Source organism: Streptomyces sp. GDS52, from assembly GCF_052246875.1.
Classification (GTDB): Bacteria; Actinomycetota; Actinomycetes; order Streptomycetales; family Streptomycetaceae; genus Streptomyces; species Streptomyces cathayae.
Genome location: NZ_CM125966.1, coordinates 596,196 through 611,912 on the forward strand (window position 1 = coordinate 596,196; position 15,717 = coordinate 611,912).

A 15,717-nucleotide genomic window follows, 5' to 3' on the forward strand; every position below is an offset into this window, starting at 1 on the left:
ACTTCACATATCGAAGTCAATACCCTTACTGCTGCGGGATTTCACCGCCCGCCAGCGGGCTTGAGTTCAAATACTGTAGTCAAGTGTCGGACACGATCCGACTACCCCGAAGTCGCGGAGGCACACGGGGTTCGTGACACAGGAGTTCCCAGGCAGTGGGGCCTCGGCCCGGGCCCCCCGCAGTGGAATGCGGAGCAGCCACCGCAGCAAAGCTGCCATCGGGTACCGCCCCGTACAACGTCCGCGCCCGCCCCGTACCAATCACCGGAAGCAGCGCGTCACCACTGGTCACGCTGTGCCACGAAGCGCCACCGTACGTGCATGACCGCAACACGATCACCCCTCACGGCACATCAGTTCACGATGCGCTTCAGCTCCACCCCGCGTGGCGCCCGTCTCGCCAGACGGCTGTGCGGGCACCGCCTCGACGCCTGGGGCATCCCGTACGGCAGCGACGCGCACGACGTCGTCACACTCGTCGCGGCCGAGCTGTGCGCCAACGCCGTACGGCACGGGCACGTGGCCGGCCGTGACTTCCACCTGCTGCTGACGGCCGACACCGCGACCGGAACCGTACGCATCGAGGTGAGCGACACCCGTGGGGAACGTCTGCCGACGCCTCCGACTCCGCGGGCGGCGAGGAGACGGCCGTACGGATCGGGACCATGCACTCGTTCAAGGGGCTGGAGTTCCGCTGTGTCGCGGTCATCGGCGTCAGTGACGAGGCGCTGCCGTTCGCGAAGGCGGTCACCTCGCCGGAGGTGGACCCCAAGCAGCACGAGACGGACCTGATGTCCGAACGCTGCCTGCTGTTCGTGGCCTGCACGCGGGCCCGGGACAGCCTGTACGTGTCCTGGTCGGGCGACCCGAGTTCCTTCTTGGCGGAGGCGGGTGTATCGAAGCAACGAGCTGCCTGAGCCGTTTCTGCCATGATGTGTCGGGCAAGCTTTCCACCGCGCCGTCAGATCGAGGTGGGGCGCGCACCATGTGGCAGGAGGGCCGACCATGGGCGCTCGGGACCCGCAGTTCCCGGATGTGGAGCTCATCGAAAGCACGAGGACCCACGTTCGCTGGACGTTGCAGCAGTACTCCGCGCCCGTTTCGTTCCCCTGCCATCAGTGCCGACGAACGGTCACGGACAGTGTTGTCGCCATCAAGACCACGAGCTCGGGCAGAGAACTCCCCCACTGCACGGACTGTCACCGGCGGAAAGTCACCACCGCTCTCGACGCCCATGATCGTCACACCGCCTCCGAAGCCACTGCTCCAGAACTCGGCAGCACTGGAAGCGAAGCAGCCGAGGACCCCGAACAAGAGGTTGTGATCCAGCAGGCCGACCCCGGCCGACCGCACGATGTGGTCAAAACGGAGTCAGGTCTCCAATGGACATTCGTGCTGCGCCAACATCACCTGGACCACGCGTACTGCCCACTGCCCGCACAGGCGGTGCGCCGCATGCGGACGGTGAAAGTGGTGCACCTCGACCACGGCCGTCCCCTTCCCACCGTCCTGCCGGCCACTCTCGGGAAGAAGATCACAGGGAACCGTCTCCGGGGCATGCGATGGCCGCGGTCCCCAGTCATGCCGGGCCTGCGCATCACGGCCGAGCTCGACCGGAGCCGGCTGCGTCTGTCACTCACCCCTCTGGAACGGCCTGTCCGCGTCGCGAGAAGACAGTTTCTCCACGATTACGACCCGCGGGTCATCGCCAGGGAGCTGCCGGCGATCACACAGCCGGACGGGAAGGGCGTCGCTTCCTCACTCGACCTTCTGGTCCAGGAGACCATCCGCAAGCTCGGCTATCTCGACGAGGAGGGCCGCGCGCTACTGCCGATGCAGAACCTGATCACCAACGTTCGCAGCCACCGCGGCCCGCAGGACTGGTCGGTCGAAGCCGTTCGTGCCGCGGTGAACGGACTCATCAGTCGTCAGCGTCTCAGGTGGGCCACAGGGAGCTGCGCTGCCGACGGCATCCTCCACTACCCGGCGCGTCCAGGTGAGAGAACAATTCGCCTCGTCTGTTACACGCCCTTCGTGCTTCCCGTGCGTAAGAAGGAACAGCTACGGGTCGTGCATCTGCCGAGCGCATCTTCCCAGCATGGAGTGGCCGGGCATCTGATGAGAATCGAGCACCTGGGCAAGCAGGCCAGCGACGAAGCTCGTGCCGCGTACTCAGAGGCTCACCGGAAGACAGGCCTCACCGGCAGCCACAAGCTGCCGAAGGGCCACACGTACGTGAGGCCCCACAAGCGTGGAGGCACATGGTGAAACTCGATCTTGGCGCCGCTGCTCATCGGCTGGTCGCTGATGGCGATGTTGGTCGCCCAGTCCCTCGCCCTGCTCCGCAGCGCAACGATGTAGAGCAGCTTGAAGAACGGATGCGTGGAGTACTTCTGCTCCAGGTCCCTCGGATGCAGAGCGGGGGCCGGAAGCTCGGCGGAGCAACTCGGCAAACAGGAGTTGGCCAAGCGGCTGCAGGAGGTCCAGGCCGAGCGGGAGGAACTGCTGATCGCCGAGCGGGTCCTGAACCGGCTGACCGAGCAGGACCGGGCCGCGGCGGAGGCCGCCGCGGCCGTCGCCCCGACTCCCGCCCGGGTGGCGGGGCGGGCGGTCCTGCTGATCCCGCACCGCAGCGAGACTCCCGACGACGCCGCGCTGCCCGCTGACCACCGCAAGATCCTGGCGATCGTGCGGGCCGCCGACGGCCCCGTCCAGGTAAGGGCGGTGGGCGAGGAACTGGGCCTTCAGGTGACGGTGCGCGGCAAGCTGGAACCGCTGCCCGCGAAGATGACCAAGCTCGCCGACCACGGCCGGCTGCGCAAGCGAGGCGACGGGTGGTTCACCGCACGTTCCCAGTAGCAGCGGCATAGAACCTGGAACGCTTCAGATGCCGCCCACCGTGTGGTGCCTGCTCAGATCTGGTTCGCGCCACCGTCGACGTAGATGTTCGCGCCGACGACGTAGCTGCTCTGTTCCGAGGCCAGGAAGGCCACGACTGCGGCGGCCTCCTCAGGCTGACCCATGCGGCCCTTGGCCACGGTCGCGGCGACATTCTCCTTGACGGCCCGGGCGGTCTCCTCGTCGCCGAAAGCGGCGGTGCCCCCGGGAGTCTCGATCCACGCCGGCGAGACCACGTTGACCCGGATGCCACGGCCCTTGAGCTCGTTGGACCACGTCCGCGCCAAGGACCGGACGGCCGCCTTCGACGCCGCGTACGCGCCGAACGCCTCTACTCCACGGTCGCCGGCCGTCGAACCGACCAGGACGATCGAGGCTCCGTCGTTGAGCAGCGGCAACGCCTTCTGCACGGTGAACAGCGTGCCTCGGACGTTGACCCCGAAGGTCTGGTCGAAGTGCTCCTCGGTGGTCTGTTCCAGCGTCACGAACGCAGCGACCGCCGCGTTCGCCACGAGCACGTCCACACCCTTGCCTCGCGCCCGGACCGCCTCGTAGAGCCGGTCCAGGTCCTCCGGCTTCGAGATGTCGCCGACGACCGCGGTGGCCCGGTCTGCTCCGACGGTCTTGACGGCGGCCTCCAGCTCGGACTCGCGTCGGCCGGTGACGAACACGTACGAGCCCTCGTCCGCCAGCCGTACGGCGGTGGCCAGACCGATACCGGTGCTGCCCCCGGTGACCACCGACGTCTTGCCTTCCAGCTGTCCCATGTGGGTGTCTCCATCACTCTCTCGATGCCGATCCGTTCGACATCGATACTGCGGGAGATCGGGGACACTATCCATGATGCAGAGTCCGGAATTCTTTACGTATCGTCCAGGAGGTGTCGTCGGTGCTCGGATTTCGGGATCCAGTGGCTGACGCGATCGGTCTGCTCCGGCCCCGCACGGTGATCGGGCCCAATCTCCGGGCCGCGGGAGAGTGGGCTCTGCGCTTCGACACGTTCTTGCACGTGCGGATCGGGGGCCTCGTGCGCGGCACGTGCTGGTTGATCCTCGAAGGGCACGAGCCGGTGCTCCTGCAGGAGGGTGACACCTTCATGCTGGGCAACCCGCCGCCTTACGTGCTGGCCAGCACGCTCGACGCAAGCCCGCGCCCTGCGGAGCCGGTGTGGGCGGGTGCCGAAGACGGGTTCGTGCGGATCGGCCCGGAGTCCGAGGAGGACCTCTACCTCTGCGCCGGGCACATCGCGTTCGACGACAGGAACGCGGCCCTCCTGACCGATCTTCTGCCGCCGCTCGTGATCGTCCGCGTGGCCGATCCTCATGGCAGCCGGCTCGCGCAGCTGATCGATCTCCTGGCCACCGAGGTCGGGCTCGTCGCCGCCGGCGGCCCGCTGGTGCAGAACCACCTCGCACAGATCCTGCTCGTGCACATGCTGCGCGCTCACGCCGGTCAGACAGACCGGCCCACCGGCTGGCTGGGCGCCCTGAACGAGGACGGCATCGGTGCCGCCCTGCGTGCCGTGCACGCGGACGTGGCCCACTCCTGGAGCCTCAAGGAGCTCGCCGAGATCAGCCACATGTCGCGTTCCGCGTTCGCCCATGCTTTCAAGAGCCACGTCGGGATCCCGCCGTCGGAGTACCTGATCCAATGGCGCATGAGCCTCGCGCGCGATGCCCTCGCCCGCGACACTCTGTCGATCTCCGAGCTCGCACGGGCCACGGGCTACCTGTCCGAGAGCGCGTTCAGCACCGCGTTCCGCCGCGTGGTCGGCTCATCGCCCGCACAGTTCCGGAACCAGGCACGGCAGCCACCGCGCTCGGCCGCGAACGGAAGCTGAAGAAGGCGTCCTGTGCTCAGCTGCGCCGCTCACACCGGCGACGAAGACACCAGCTCACCGCCAAGCTGCGGGCGGCGGGACTCGGGGCCCTCGCAGACCTGGGATTCGTCGGCCTCGACGACAATGATCCCGACGCCGACCCGGCGATGATCACCGGCCACAAAGCCGCCCGGAACCGACCCCTGACGCGAGGTCAGAAGCTGTCCGACAAGGCGCTGGCGGCCGTGAAGGGGCCGGTCGAGCACGGCTTCGCCCACCTGAAGAACTGGCGGGTCCTCGGCAAGGGCCGCACCGACCCGACATGGGCAACTGCCCTGCGTCCTCGCCGAGAAGATGGTCGAAGCCCACGAAGCCTGGCGGCACAGCCTCGCCGCGACCTCGCTCGCCGAGATCACCGCCGCCCTGCCCCCGTCGGCCCCGTCCCGCACCCGCCTGCGCCTGACCGGGACGCCGTAGCGCATCCGCCGCCCCGGGCAGCGCCTCGGAGGCCGCGCGGACGGGCGGCCGGTCAGGCCCGCGCGAACCCCGGTGGGTCGAGGGCCTCGACAATGCGGTGACACCGGGGAGTTCACATCTGCCAGGCCCCGCGTACGAAGGGTTCGTGTCGGCGCGTCACCACTGGTCACGCCAGGCCACGGCACACCACCGTGAGTACATGACCGCAGCAGGACCACCCCTGACGGTGAACGGTTCACGCTGCGGCTGAACCGGAGCCGCGCCACAGGCCGGCAGTCGTCGCCCGGAAGAACCCACGACACCACGACATTCCCACCCACCAGAGGGAATGGTCCGGTCGATCGCCGGGTTCATGAGTCGGTACCCACGATCCCCAAGGAGCCGACATGTCCGACGAACCTGCCGTCCGCGAACTCCGCTTGGTGGTCACGGCGGCCGACTACGATGCGGCGCTGCACTTCTACCGCGATGTCCTCGGCCTGACCGAGCGCGGCGCGTTTTCCTCCCCCGACGGGCGGGTCACCCTTCTCGACGCCGGCCGGGCCACCTTGGAGCTGACTGACCCGAACCACGCTGCCTTCATCGACGAAGTCGAGGTCGGGCGACGAGTAGCCGGCCACATTCGGGTCGCCTTCCAGGTCGACGACTCCGTCGCCACCACGTCGAAGCTGGCCGCCGCCGGAGCCCAGGTGGTCGCCGAGCCGACGCGCACCCCGTGGAACTCACTGAACTCCCGGCTCGAGGCACCGGGCGCTCTCCAGTTGACTCTCTTCACCGAGCTCGACGAGTAGGCGTTGTACGGCCATGCTGGTCACAGCCACTCACACTCATGGCCGCACCGGGCCTTGAAGAACCTGCACGGGCCCGGTCGGGGTCATGTTCGGCAAGTTCTACGCGGGAGAACCAGGGTGCCCTCACCCACACCACCGCCCCCGAGACCGCCACCACGGTCCTCACCGCCCCCGCCGACACCCACATCCAAGCGCATCCGGCCGCCGACGTCTGGGGCCTGGGCGCCTCCCTGTTCTGGTGCTGGACCGGCCACCGCCCCGTCCCCCACCCCGATGACGTCGGCCGGACGGAAAAGCTGCGCGCCATCGCCAGGGGCAGTACCACGGCCGTCCGTGACGTCCGGCCGTGGCCGTTCGCCGCCTTCGAGGAAACTCTCACCGCCTGCCTGTCCGCAGACCCCGCCGCCCGTCCCACCACCGGGGAACCGGCCGCGCCATGGTGACTCTGCGAGACCTGGTCCCCGACGACGCCCTGGCTCTCCAGCGCGTCCACAGCGGAGCCTCGACCCGCTCCACGACCGGCAGGGCCGCCGAAGTCCGTCGCGGACACTGGGGGTTCGACGGGCTGGTGGTTCAACAACCGCTGGTCGGCCCGTTACTCGTACCGGTACTTCAGCGAATCCGCCTCCGCCTGCTCGATGTCGGCGATCGTCAGCTCCGGCACCCGCAGCTGGGCCAGCGTCACCTCGGCCGAGGTCGGCTGGGCGTCCGCCGGCAGCCACTGCTCCGGCTTCCAGGCCCCGCTGCGCAGGAGCGACTTGGGACAGTGCGGGTAGACCTCCTCGATCCCCAGCACCAGCGCACTGGCCGGCGGCTTGCCCACGGCGGTCAGCTGCGACAGCAGCTCCGGGCGGGTGGAGACGCAGGCCCGGCCGTTCACCCTGAGCGTCGTGGTGCGCCCCGGGATGACGAACAGCAGCCCGGCCCGCCCGGTGGCGATGACGTTCTGCAGGGTGTCCAGGCGCTTGTTGCCGGTCGCGTCCGGTATCGCCACCGTCCGTGAGTCCAGGACGGAGACGAACCCGGCGGGGCCGCCGCGCGGGGAGACGTCGCAGTTGCCCTCGGCGTCCGCGCTGGCGACCAGGACCAGCGATGAGCATCCGATCAACCGCCGGGTCTGTTCGGTGAGTTCGGTCATCTGCTTGCGCACGGCCGTGTCGCTGGGGAGTCCGTAGGCCCGGCGCAGCGCCTCCCGGTCCGGCACGGCGTCGAGGCGGAGCGAGTCGAAGGCACTGGTGGCAAGGGGTGTCGTCATGCCCCGGACCCTAACGGGCCGACCTGCGATTGATCTCGGTCGGTGCGTGCGGGGACAGAGACACCCGCGCGGAGCGCCGGCCCGCCGTCACCGCTCCCACGGCTCCCGACGCGGAGTCCGAGTCCGGCCGCGGCCTCCTCCTCGTCGCCGCACTGGCCGACGGCTGGGGCGTCACCGACCGCCGCTCCGGCCCCGGCAAGACGGTGTGGGCGGTGGTGAGTACCGCGCCGAGCGACCGGCTCGGCGTTCTCCGCCAGGTGCCCGCCACATCGCCTCACCGGCCTGCCGCCGAGCCCGTGACCACCGGTCCCGTGCGGAGGGAAGCGACTCACCGGACCGGCGACGCACCGGAGGCAGCGAACCGCGGACACGATGTCAGTGGCCCGGCCTGATCTGCTCGCCATGCCGGGTCGCCTCGCACCGGCCCGCACCGCCGACGCCGTTCGGACCGCGCACGGACAGGACGGGAACACAGCAGCGCGGACCCTGTACTTCGCCCACTCCCCCGCAGCACGCTCACCGACTCGACGGGTTTCGTGCCATGCCTGGCCCTGTCCTCGAACCGCGCGTCGGGAGCTTCCGCGGCCGTCGCTCTCAGTTCACGGTGGGGCTGCGGCGCTCGACGAGGACGACGTCGCGCCACGTGCCGTGGTGGCGGCCGATGCGCTCGCGAGTGCCGATGACGCGGAACCCGGCCCGCCGGTGCAGGGCCAGGCTGGCGGTGTTCTCCGGGAAGATGCCGGACTGCACCGTCCAGATGCCCGCGGCGTCGGTGGAGGACAGCAGCGCGTCGAGGAGCGCCCGGCCGACCCCGCGGCCACGGGCGTCGGGGTGGGCGTAGACGGAGTGCTCGACGACGCCGGCGTACGCGCACCGGTCGGAGACCGGCACCACGGCGGCCCAGCCCAGCACCCGGCCGCCCTCGTCCAGGGCGACCAGGCGGTGTCGGGGCAGCTTGGCGGTGTCGAACGCCTCCCAGGTCGGGGCGGTGGTCTCGAAGGTGGCGTTGCCCTCGTCGATGCCCGACTGGTAGATCTCCAGGACCTGTTCGGCGTGTTCCGGCCCCATCGGCGCGATGTGCGGGACGGTCACGCCGCCGACTCGATGCCGAGTTCGGCGAGCAGGCCGCGGATGCGCCGCTCGATCTCGTCGCGGATCGGCCGGACCGCCGCGACGCCCTGGCCGGCCGGGTCGTCGAGCTGCCAGTCCAGGTACCGCTTGCCGGGGAAGTACGGGCAGGCGTCGCCGCAGCCCATGGTGATCACCACGTCCGAGGACCGCACCGCCGCCACGGTGAGGACCTTGGGAGTCTCGGCCGAGATGTCGATGCCGGCCTCGTTCATGGCCTCCACCACGGCGGGGTTGACGGCGTCGGCGGGGGCGGATCCGGCCGAGCGGACCTGGACCCGGTCACCGCCGAGGTGGGTGAGGAAGGCGGCGGCCATCTGGGAGCGGCCGGCGTTGTGCACGCAGACGAACAGCACGGAGGGGGCGGCGGGGACGGCGGGGGTGCTCATCGGGTCAGGGCGCTTTCTTCGGCGGAACGGGTGGGGGCTGCGGGCTGCTGCCCGGCGTGGGGGACGACGGCCTCGTCCTCGCTCCCGGGGGCCTGGCGGCCGAAGCAGGCGGTGACCAGGCCGAGGCCGACGGCGGTGCCGGCCAGCTGGGCGGCGAGGAAGGGGGCCACGGAGGTGGGGGCGATGCCGGCGAAGGTGTCGGTGAACGCGCGGCCGATGGTCACCGCCGGGTTGGCGAAGCTGGTGGAGGAGGTGAACCAGTACGCCGCCCCGATGTAGGAGGCGACCGCGACCGGTGCGAGGTGCGCGCGGCCCGCGCGGGCCAGGCCGAAGACGAGCCAGACCAGCCCGGCGGTGGCCACGACCTCGCCCAGCCACAGGTGACCGGCGAACCGGTCGCGGGTGGAGAAGTGCGCCAGCGGCTGTCCGAACACGGCGTCGGCCAGCACCGCGCCGACGATCGCACCGGCGATCTGGGCGGGCACGTACACCGCGAGGTCGCGCAGACCGGTGGCGTCGCCGCTGCGGCGCCCGGTGCGGCGGCCGGTGAACCAGGCGGCGAGGGTGACCGCCGGGTTGAAGTGCGCCCCGGACACCGGGGCGAGCAGGGCGATCAGCACCCCGAGGCCGAGGACGGTGGCCAGGGAGTTGGCCAGCAGCTGCACCCCGACGTCGCGGGTCAGTTCGGTGGCCTGGATGCCGGAGCCGACCACCACCGCGACCAGCCCGGCCGTGCCGAGCCCCTCGACGACCGCCCGCCTCGCCAGCGGTGCCGGGCCGGTCACGCGGGGGCCTGCGCGGGCACGGAGGGGGTCTCGAGCAGGGCGGACAGCTTCGCCAGGGCCGCGGGCAGCACCCAGTAGTACACCCAGGTGCCGCGCCGCTCGGAGCCGACCAGCCCGGCCTCCCGCAGCACCTTCAGGTGGTGGGAGATGGTCGGCTGGGAGACGTCGAACGGGCCGGTGAGGTCACACACGCACGCCTCGCCGCCCTCGTGGGAGGCGATCAGCGACAGCAGCCGCAGCCGGATCGGGTCCGACAGCGCCTTGAACATCCGCGACAGCTCGGTCGCGTCCTGTTCGCCCAGCGGCTCGCGGACCATCGGCGCACAGCACGCCGCATCGTCCTGTCCGAGCACCGGCAGACCAGCTTGTTTCGACATGCCTCTATGTTGACAGCCATCTAATCGAGTGGCAACCTCGACTGTATCGACAGACGTCGAAACAAAGTGGTTCCAGATGGGAGACCGTCATGTCCCGCGTTCAGCTCGCCCTGCGTGTCGCCGACCTCGAAGCCTCGATCGCCTTCTACTCCAGGCTGTTCGGCGCCGAGCCCGCCAAGCGCCGCGAGGGCTACGCCAACTTCGCCATCGCCGAGCCCCCGCTGAAGCTGGTCCTCATCGAGGGCGAGACGGGTGAGGACACCCGCCTGGACCACCTCGGCGTCGAGGTCGCCTCCACCGAGGAGGTCACCGCGGCCACCACCCGGCTCAAGGAGACGGGCCTGGCGACCTTCGAGGAGAACGACACCTCCTGCTGCTACGCCCTGCAGGACAAGGTGTGGGTCACCGGTCCCGGCAAGGAGCCGTGGGAGGTCTACGTCGTCAAGGCCGACGCCGGCAGCCTCGGCAAGAGCGCCGCGTCCACCCCCGAGGCCTGCTGCGGCACCACCGCCTGCGGCACCCCCGACGAACAGGCTGCCGACCCGGCGCGGACCCCGGCCGAGGCCAAGGCCGCCACCGGCTGCGCCTGCGGCAGCTGACCCGGCGCCCGGTCAGCCCTCCGCGCCGCCCTCCTGCCGGTGACGGTCATCGCCTGGCTGGTGATGGCCCCTCCTCCAAGGCCCTGCGCAGGGAGCGGACCGAGCGCGAGGGCCGCATCCTGCGCCGCTAGTCGACGGCGGCGCACGGCGGCCACGTGCCCGAGCGCACCTGGCGCCGGCGACTGGAGCGGATGCGCTCCTACCCCTCGAAGAAGCAGGTGGCCCAGAGCACCACTGTGCCCGGCTCCCACGAGGACGCCCCGGAGCGGTTCCACCGGAACGAGTTGTCCGTCGCTCCCGGCTGGAAGGTCGGCGGCTGGACCCTCTGGGGCCTCATCGACCCGGGCCCCAGGTCTGCGCCACCTGCGGCACCGAACGGCGTCACCGCCGGGTGCGGCGTCGGTGGAGGTCCCGGGGTGGTCGTGGCCCGCTGCCGCGACCGCAGCGGCGCGGGGCGCTGTGGAAGGGGGAAGCTGTGGAAGGGGACGCTATCGCTGCTGTGCGAGCCACTCGTCGAAGGTGGTCGGCGCGAGGCGGGCGCCCGCACGGGGCAGCAGCACCTCACCGGCCATCGCCGGGCCGAACAGTGCCGACCACGTCGGTACGAGCTTGACCGTACGGCCGCGCGCGTCGTTGGTGCGCCGGGCCATGTCCACCAGGTCCTGCGGCTCGGGACCGGCGACCTCGCGGTAACGCCCCTGCGGTGCGCCCGTGGCGATCTCGGCGAGGATGTCGGCCACGTCCGCGGGCGCGATCGGCTGGATGAGCAGGGGCGCGACGGTGGCGGTGCCGTCCCGCTCGGTCCAGCTCGTCACCATCGCGGCGAAGTCGTGGAACTGGGTGGCCGGGACGATCGTCCACGGCACCGGCCCCTCGGTCACGAGACGCTCCTGCTCGCGCTTGCCGGCGTAGTGCGCGTTGCCTTCGACACGGTCGAGGGCAACGATCGAGAGCAGCACGTGGTGGCGGACACCGGCCCGTTCCCCGGCGGCGAGCAGCGCCCGGGTGGTGGTGCCGAAGTACGCCACCGCTTCGTCCCGGTCGGTCGCCGTGCAGTTGGTGGCGTCCACGACGGCCTCGACTCCGGTCAGGGCGGCGTCGAGGCCGTCGCCGGTGGTCAGGTCCACGCCGAGGGAGCGGCTGATGCGCACGACGTGGTGTCCGGCCTGTTCCAGGGCGGCGACGGTGAGGGCCCCGATGTTCCCGGTCGCTCCGGCGACGGCGATCCGCATGGTCCGCACGGTGATCTCTCCTCTGTCTCTCGCGGCCGGTCAGGCTCGCGCGAATCCCGGTGGGTCGAGAGCCTCGACGATGTGGGCCGCCGCCTCGCCCAGGGCCTGCCGCTGCTCGGGCGTGAGCCTGTCGAACACGTAGCGGCGCACGGCGTCGACGTGCTCGGGTGCCGCGGCGGCGACCTTGTGCCATCCCTCGTCGGTCAGCCTGGCGAGGGTGTACCGGCCGTCGGTGGGGTCCGGGACGCGCCGCACCCAGCCGGCCTTCTCCAGGCGCGACACGACACGCGACAGGTGGGACAGCGTCATGTTCGCGACGGCCGCGAGCTCGCTGAGCCGGAGCGTCCGGTCCGGCGCCATCGAGATCTGCGAGAGCGCGTGGTACTCGGGGAGGCTCAGGGCGGAGTCCTGGCGGAGCTGCGCGTCCAGCCGCACGGGCAGCCACACCGTCATCGTCCAGAGCGCGAGCCACGCCTCGGACTCCTCCGGCGCGAGCCAGCGCGCTTCCTGCTCGGACTCCATGACTGACACCCTAGCAGTCACTTGACACGGAAAGTCATTGGTTCATACAGTTACTTTCCGAGGCAAGTGATAATTCCGTGACCTGAGGGCGGGAAACCCCCTCGGGGACAGCACGACACGCACCACAGCAAGGAGCTCCACGTGACAGCCGGCGTCCAGACCGATCTCGTCTCCGTCCCGCGCACCGATTTCACCTCGGTTCCGCTCGTCCTCGGCGGCAACACCTTCGGCTGGACCTCCGGCCGTGAGGAGTCGTTCGCCGTGCTCGACGCCTACGTCCGGGCCGGCGGCACACTCGTCGACACGGCCGACGTCTACTCGGTCTGGGCGGAGGGCCACACCGGCGGCGAGTCCGAGACGATCCTGGGTGACTGGATGGCCGCACGCGGCAACCGCGACGACGTCGTCGTCGCCACCAAGGTCGGCATGCTCCCGCCGTTCGACAAGCAGGACCGCGGCACCGTCACCCGGGCGCTCGACGCCTCCCTGAAGCGCCTGCGCACCGACCACGTCGACCTCTTCTACTCCCACCAGGACGACGAGAACGTCGCGATCGAGGACCAGGCCGCGACCTACGACGCGCTCGTCCGCTCCGGCAAGGTCCGTCACATCGCGCTCTCCAACCACACGCCCGAGCGCATGCTCCGCTGGTTCGAGCACGCGACCGCGGAGAACCTCGCCGTGCCGGTGGCGATCCAGCCGCAGTACAACCTCGTCTTCCGCAAGGACCACGAGCAGGGCTACCGTCCGGTCGCCGAGCGGTTCGACGCCGCCGTCTTCCCCTACTTCTCCCTGGCCGCGGGCTTCCTGACCGGCAAGTACCGTTCCCTCGCCGACCTCGAGGGCCGGGCCCGCCAGGGCCAGGCCCACGGTTACGTCTCCGAACCCGGCCTGAAGGTCGTCGCCGAGGTCGTCCGCGTCGCCGAGGCGCACGCCGCCGAGCCGGCCACGGTCGCCCTCGCGTGGCTGCTCGCGAAGGGCGTCACCGCGCCCATCGCCTCGGCCCGCACCGTCGAGCAGCTTCCGGCTCTCCTGGCCGCGCCGTCGCTGCGGCTCACCGAGGCCGACCTCGCCGCTCTCGACGCCGTGTCGCAGCCCTTCGCCTGAGCGCCGCCGCCCACCGGGTCGCTCCCCGGCCGGCCCGGCCGCTTCGAGATCCGTCCGGCCGGACCGCGGCCCTCCCCCCACGAACGGAGATCCCGCCCATGACCATGCCCCCCACCCCCACCACGCCAGGACTCGGACTGACCGACCTGCCCGTGAACGGTGGCACCGTCCTGGTCGCCGGAGACGGCGGCCTCATCGGCAGCTACGCCGCCCGCGAGTACACCCGCCTGGGGTGGACCGTCCACGGCGTGAGCCGCCGTGCCCTCGACGACGTGCCCTGGCAGCACCACAGCGTCGACCTGCTCGACCCCGAGAGCGCGACGAGCGGCCTCGCCGGCCTCCGCGACGTCACGCACCTCGTCTTCGCCGCCTACGTCGAGAAGCCGACCGACGCCGAACTCATCGAGGTCAACGACGCGCTCCTGCGCAACACCCTCGACGCGCTGCGAGCCGCCGGCGCGCCGCTCCGCCACGTCACGCTCTACCAGGGCGGCAAGGCCTACGGCCACCACCTCGGGTACTTCACGACGCCGGCGAAGGAGAGCGACCCGCGGCTCGTCGCCCCGCACTTCTACTCCACCCAGGAGGACCTCCTGCGGCAGGCCGCCGCCGAACGCGGTTTCACGTTCACCGCGCTGCGTCCCGAGGGAGTGACCGGCTACGCGACCGGAAACCCGATGAACCTCCTGCTCGTCATCGGGGTCTACGCCGCGATCTGCAAGGAACTCGGCCTGCCGATGCGGTTCCCCGGCACCCGCGCCGCCTACGACGTGCTGTACCAGACCACCGACGCCGAGCTGCTCGCCCGGGCGACCGTGTGGGCGGGCTCAGCCGACAGCGCCGCCGGTCAGGTCTTCAACGTGACCAACGGCGACCAGTTCCGCTGGTCCGGCCTCTGGCCGCGGTTCGCCGAGCACTTCGGCATGGACTACGCCCCGCCCCAGCAGATGTCGCTCACCGAGGCGATGCCGACCCGCGCGGACGTGTGGCGACGACTCGTCGACCGTCACGGACTGGTCCCCACACCGTACGAGAAGCTCGTCGCCTGGCCGGTCGGGGACTTCCTGTTCCACCACGAGGCGGACAACATCACCTCCACCGTGAAGATCCGTCAGGCGGGATTCGCGGACGCCCTCGACACCGAGACGCGGCTGCTGCAACGGTTCGACCGCCTGGTGGAGCAGAAAGTGCTGCCGCCGTTCCACGACCGGTGACCACTCGGGTCCGTGGTCGCGGGTGAGGGCCAGGGGCATCCGGCGAAGAGGCCGTCCTGTACCGCCGCATGTCCCTGGTGCAGGAACGACTTCGGATCCCGCAGGGCGTGCCACAGTCCCGCTGCGAGCGGTACGACCGTCAGGGCGAAGAGGACCCAGAACACGAACTCGGCCTCAGGCGTGAGGTCGCGGACGGTGCCGTCCTCCCACTGGCAGGAGGCCCGCGGCGGAAACGGGGTGGAGACTCCCGATCCCTTCCCGCGCCCGAGGACGCCCTCCCCCGTCGGCTCCCTGAGGCAGGGATCGGTCTCCGGAAACAGGAAGGGATCGTCCGCCACCATGATCACGACCCAGGTGACGGCACCGAGCGGCACCGTCCAGAACACCGAGGTCCGCACCCACAGCGGCAGCAGCGGATGCGCCAGCAGCCCGCGCAGCGCGACCCAGCCGACCACGAGCCCGACGAAGACCGGGAGCAGCGTCATGACACCGCCGCGGCCTTCCGGGCGCGGACCTCGGTGGCGTAGCCCGCGCCGATGACGAGCAGGGCGGCGGCCAGGGCGAGGGAAGCGGTCGCCCCGTTCATCCACACGTAGCCGGGCTCACTGGAGTAGACGGTGCCGTCGTCGCGGACGCAGTCGAAGCGGAGCGGCAGGTACGAGGACCGGTGGTAGGAGAGGCCCTGTCTCGTCTCCGCGTCGAAGCTGTCGCGGCAGGCCGGGGCCGGAATCGAGTCCGCGCCGTTGTTGAACCCGTGCTCCGACAGCAGAACGCCGGAGAGCCCCAGGGAGTAGACGGCCACGGCCGCCCACCCGGCCGCTGCCGCCGCGCGGCGCAGCAGATACACCGCCCAGGGCTCGGGCCGGCCAGGGAACGCCATCGCGACGACCCCCACCGCGGCGACGAGCACGCCGACGGCGCAGACCACGGAGAGACCTAAACCCGCCAGCAGCACGCCCGTCACCCCCGTCCGAGCGGGAGCGGGGCTTGAGCGAAGAGGGGCACGGCACGCATGCGGTCACCTCATCAGCACCGCACCGGACCGTCTGTGGCGAAAGCCACTCCTCCGGTCACGGTCACGTCACAGCGGGCGGAGGCCCCTGGGGGTCCGTGCGGGGTGGGCC

20 protein-coding genes and 2 pseudogenes are annotated in these 15,717 nt (G+C 70.8%); 11 read left to right on the forward strand and 11 right to left on the reverse strand.

Going from position 1 to position 15,717, the window contains the following annotated elements:
* Positions 1 to 321: 321 nt before the first annotated feature.
* From ACTWJ9_RS02835 to ACTWJ9_RS02850, 4 genes and pseudogenes are all read left to right on the forward strand, one after another.
* A pseudogene (locus ACTWJ9_RS02835) lies at positions 322 to 630 on the forward strand (ATP-binding protein); the annotation flags it as partial.
* Positions 618 to 917 (forward strand): annotated as a pseudogene (locus ACTWJ9_RS02840) (3'-5' exonuclease); the annotation flags it as partial. The pseudogenes ACTWJ9_RS02835 and ACTWJ9_RS02840, both read left to right, overlap by 13 nt.
* A gap of 88 nt (positions 918 to 1,005) precedes the next feature.
* Positions 1,006 to 2,268 (forward strand): hypothetical protein, encoded by a 1,263-nt coding sequence (locus tag ACTWJ9_RS02845; protein WP_443295123.1) that lies wholly within the window; start codon positions 1,006 to 1,008, stop codon positions 2,266 to 2,268.
* Between the two features lie 99 nt (positions 2,269 to 2,367).
* Positions 2,368 to 2,859 (forward strand): hypothetical protein, encoded by a 492-nt coding sequence (locus ACTWJ9_RS02850; RefSeq protein ID WP_443295124.1) that lies wholly within the window; start codon positions 2,368 to 2,370, stop codon positions 2,857 to 2,859.
* A gap of 53 nt (positions 2,860 to 2,912) precedes the next feature.
* On the opposite strand, the gene ACTWJ9_RS02855 is transcribed toward ACTWJ9_RS02850, so the two are convergent.
* Entirely contained in the window at positions 2,913 to 3,665 is a 753-nt protein-coding gene (locus ACTWJ9_RS02855; RefSeq protein WP_443295125.1) for an SDR family NAD(P)-dependent oxidoreductase, read from the reverse strand.
* A gap of 113 nt (positions 3,666 to 3,778) precedes the next feature.
* Between ACTWJ9_RS02855 and ACTWJ9_RS02860 the strand changes: the two genes are divergently transcribed.
* A complete protein-coding gene (locus ACTWJ9_RS02860; protein ID WP_387040041.1) occupies positions 3,779 to 4,738 on the forward strand; it encodes an AraC family transcriptional regulator in 960 nt (319 codons plus the stop codon).
* Positions 4,739 to 4,767: 29 nt separating this feature from the next.
* Here the strand turns inward: ACTWJ9_RS02860 and ACTWJ9_RS02865 are convergent, their stop codons facing one another.
* The gene (locus tag ACTWJ9_RS02865; RefSeq protein ID WP_388705651.1) at positions 4,768 to 4,995 is read right to left on the reverse strand and encodes a hypothetical protein; all 228 of its coding nucleotides are present in this window, start codon (positions 4,993 to 4,995) and stop codon (positions 4,768 to 4,770) included.
* Between the two features lie 76 nt (positions 4,996 to 5,071).
* Here ACTWJ9_RS02865 and ACTWJ9_RS02870 point away from each other — a divergent pair, with 76 nt between their 5' ends.
* The 3 genes from ACTWJ9_RS02870 (at position 5,072) to ACTWJ9_RS02880 (ending at position 6,428) form a co-directional block, all read left to right on the forward strand.
* Entirely contained in the window at positions 5,072 to 5,194 is a 123-nt protein-coding gene (locus ACTWJ9_RS02870; RefSeq protein WP_443295126.1) for a hypothetical protein, read from the forward strand.
* Between the two features lie 386 nt (positions 5,195 to 5,580).
* A complete protein-coding gene (locus tag ACTWJ9_RS02875) occupies positions 5,581 to 5,985 on the forward strand; it encodes a VOC family protein (protein ID WP_384203854.1) in 405 nt (134 codons plus the stop codon).
* 38 nt (positions 5,986 to 6,023) lie between these two features.
* On the forward strand, positions 6,024 to 6,428 hold the full coding sequence (locus tag ACTWJ9_RS02880; RefSeq protein ID WP_279332443.1) for a hypothetical protein: 405 nt from the start codon (positions 6,024 to 6,026) through the stop codon (positions 6,426 to 6,428).
* Between the two features lie 152 nt (positions 6,429 to 6,580).
* On the opposite strand, the gene ACTWJ9_RS02885 is transcribed toward ACTWJ9_RS02880, so the two are convergent.
* The 5 genes from ACTWJ9_RS02885 to ACTWJ9_RS02905 all read right to left on the reverse strand — a co-directional run bounded on the left by ACTWJ9_RS02885 (position 6,581) and on the right by ACTWJ9_RS02905 (position 9,919).
* Complete coding sequence (locus ACTWJ9_RS02885; RefSeq protein ID WP_443295127.1) at positions 6,581 to 7,240, reverse strand: MSMEG_1061 family FMN-dependent PPOX-type flavoprotein; 660 nt, start codon at positions 7,238 to 7,240, stop codon at positions 6,581 to 6,583.
* Positions 7,241 to 7,834: 594 nt separating this feature from the next.
* Positions 7,835 to 8,308, reverse strand: coding sequence for a GNAT family N-acetyltransferase (locus tag ACTWJ9_RS02890; RefSeq protein ID WP_443295846.1), 474 nt, complete (start codon positions 8,306 to 8,308; stop codon positions 7,835 to 7,837).
* A 20-nt stretch (positions 8,309 to 8,328) separates the two neighbouring features.
* Positions 8,329 to 8,757, reverse strand: coding sequence for an arsenate reductase ArsC (locus ACTWJ9_RS02895; RefSeq protein ID WP_443295128.1), 429 nt, complete (start codon positions 8,755 to 8,757; stop codon positions 8,329 to 8,331).
* Entirely contained in the window at positions 8,754 to 9,542 is a 789-nt protein-coding gene (locus tag ACTWJ9_RS02900; protein WP_443295129.1) for an aquaporin, read from the reverse strand. Before ACTWJ9_RS02900 ends, ACTWJ9_RS02895 begins: the two co-directional genes overlap by 4 nt.
* The gene (locus tag ACTWJ9_RS02905) at positions 9,539 to 9,919 is read right to left on the reverse strand and encodes an ArsR/SmtB family transcription factor (protein WP_279332447.1); all 381 of its coding nucleotides are present in this window, start codon (positions 9,917 to 9,919) and stop codon (positions 9,539 to 9,541) included. Before ACTWJ9_RS02905 ends, ACTWJ9_RS02900 begins: the two co-directional genes overlap by 4 nt.
* Before the next feature lie 89 nt (positions 9,920 to 10,008).
* Here ACTWJ9_RS02905 and ACTWJ9_RS02910 point away from each other — a divergent pair, with 89 nt between their 5' ends.
* Positions 10,009 to 10,518, forward strand: a complete 510-nt coding sequence (locus ACTWJ9_RS02910) for an ArsI/CadI family heavy metal resistance metalloenzyme (protein ID WP_443295130.1) — start codon at positions 10,009 to 10,011, stop codon at positions 10,516 to 10,518.
* Between the two features lie 488 nt (positions 10,519 to 11,006).
* Here the strand turns inward: ACTWJ9_RS02910 and ACTWJ9_RS02915 are convergent, their stop codons facing one another.
* Both ACTWJ9_RS02915 and ACTWJ9_RS02920 read right to left on the reverse strand, forming a co-directional pair.
* Positions 11,007 to 11,750 carry an SDR family oxidoreductase gene (locus tag ACTWJ9_RS02915; RefSeq protein WP_279337852.1) on the reverse strand — a complete coding sequence of 248 codons (744 nt, stop codon included), beginning with the start codon at positions 11,748 to 11,750 and terminating at the stop codon, positions 11,007 to 11,009.
* Positions 11,751 to 11,789: 39 nt separating this feature from the next.
* Positions 11,790 to 12,272, reverse strand: coding sequence for a MarR family winged helix-turn-helix transcriptional regulator (locus ACTWJ9_RS02920; protein WP_384203834.1), 483 nt, complete (start codon positions 12,270 to 12,272; stop codon positions 11,790 to 11,792).
* Positions 12,273 to 12,413: 141 nt separating this feature from the next.
* Here ACTWJ9_RS02920 and ACTWJ9_RS02925 point away from each other — a divergent pair, with 141 nt between their 5' ends.
* Together ACTWJ9_RS02925 and ACTWJ9_RS02930 are read left to right on the forward strand one after the other, a co-directional pair.
* Positions 12,414 to 13,379 (forward strand): aldo/keto reductase, encoded by a 966-nt coding sequence (locus ACTWJ9_RS02925; RefSeq protein WP_279332450.1) that lies wholly within the window; start codon positions 12,414 to 12,416, stop codon positions 13,377 to 13,379.
* 98 nt (positions 13,380 to 13,477) lie between these two features.
* Positions 13,478 to 14,593, forward strand: a complete 1,116-nt coding sequence (locus ACTWJ9_RS02930) for an SDR family oxidoreductase (protein ID WP_279332451.1) — start codon at positions 13,478 to 13,480, stop codon at positions 14,591 to 14,593.
* Here ACTWJ9_RS02930 and ACTWJ9_RS02935 read toward each other — a convergent pair.
* Positions 14,491 to 15,078, reverse strand: coding sequence for a hypothetical protein (locus ACTWJ9_RS02935; RefSeq protein ID WP_443295131.1), 588 nt, complete (start codon positions 15,076 to 15,078; stop codon positions 14,491 to 14,493). The genes ACTWJ9_RS02930 and ACTWJ9_RS02935 overlap by 103 nt on opposite strands.
* Positions 15,075 to 15,548: a hypothetical protein gene (locus ACTWJ9_RS02940; protein ID WP_443295132.1), complete on the reverse strand. Its 474-nt coding sequence runs from the start codon at positions 15,546 to 15,548 to the stop codon at positions 15,075 to 15,077. Before ACTWJ9_RS02940 ends, ACTWJ9_RS02935 begins: the two co-directional genes overlap by 4 nt.
* Positions 15,549 to 15,717 lie beyond the last annotated feature (169 nt).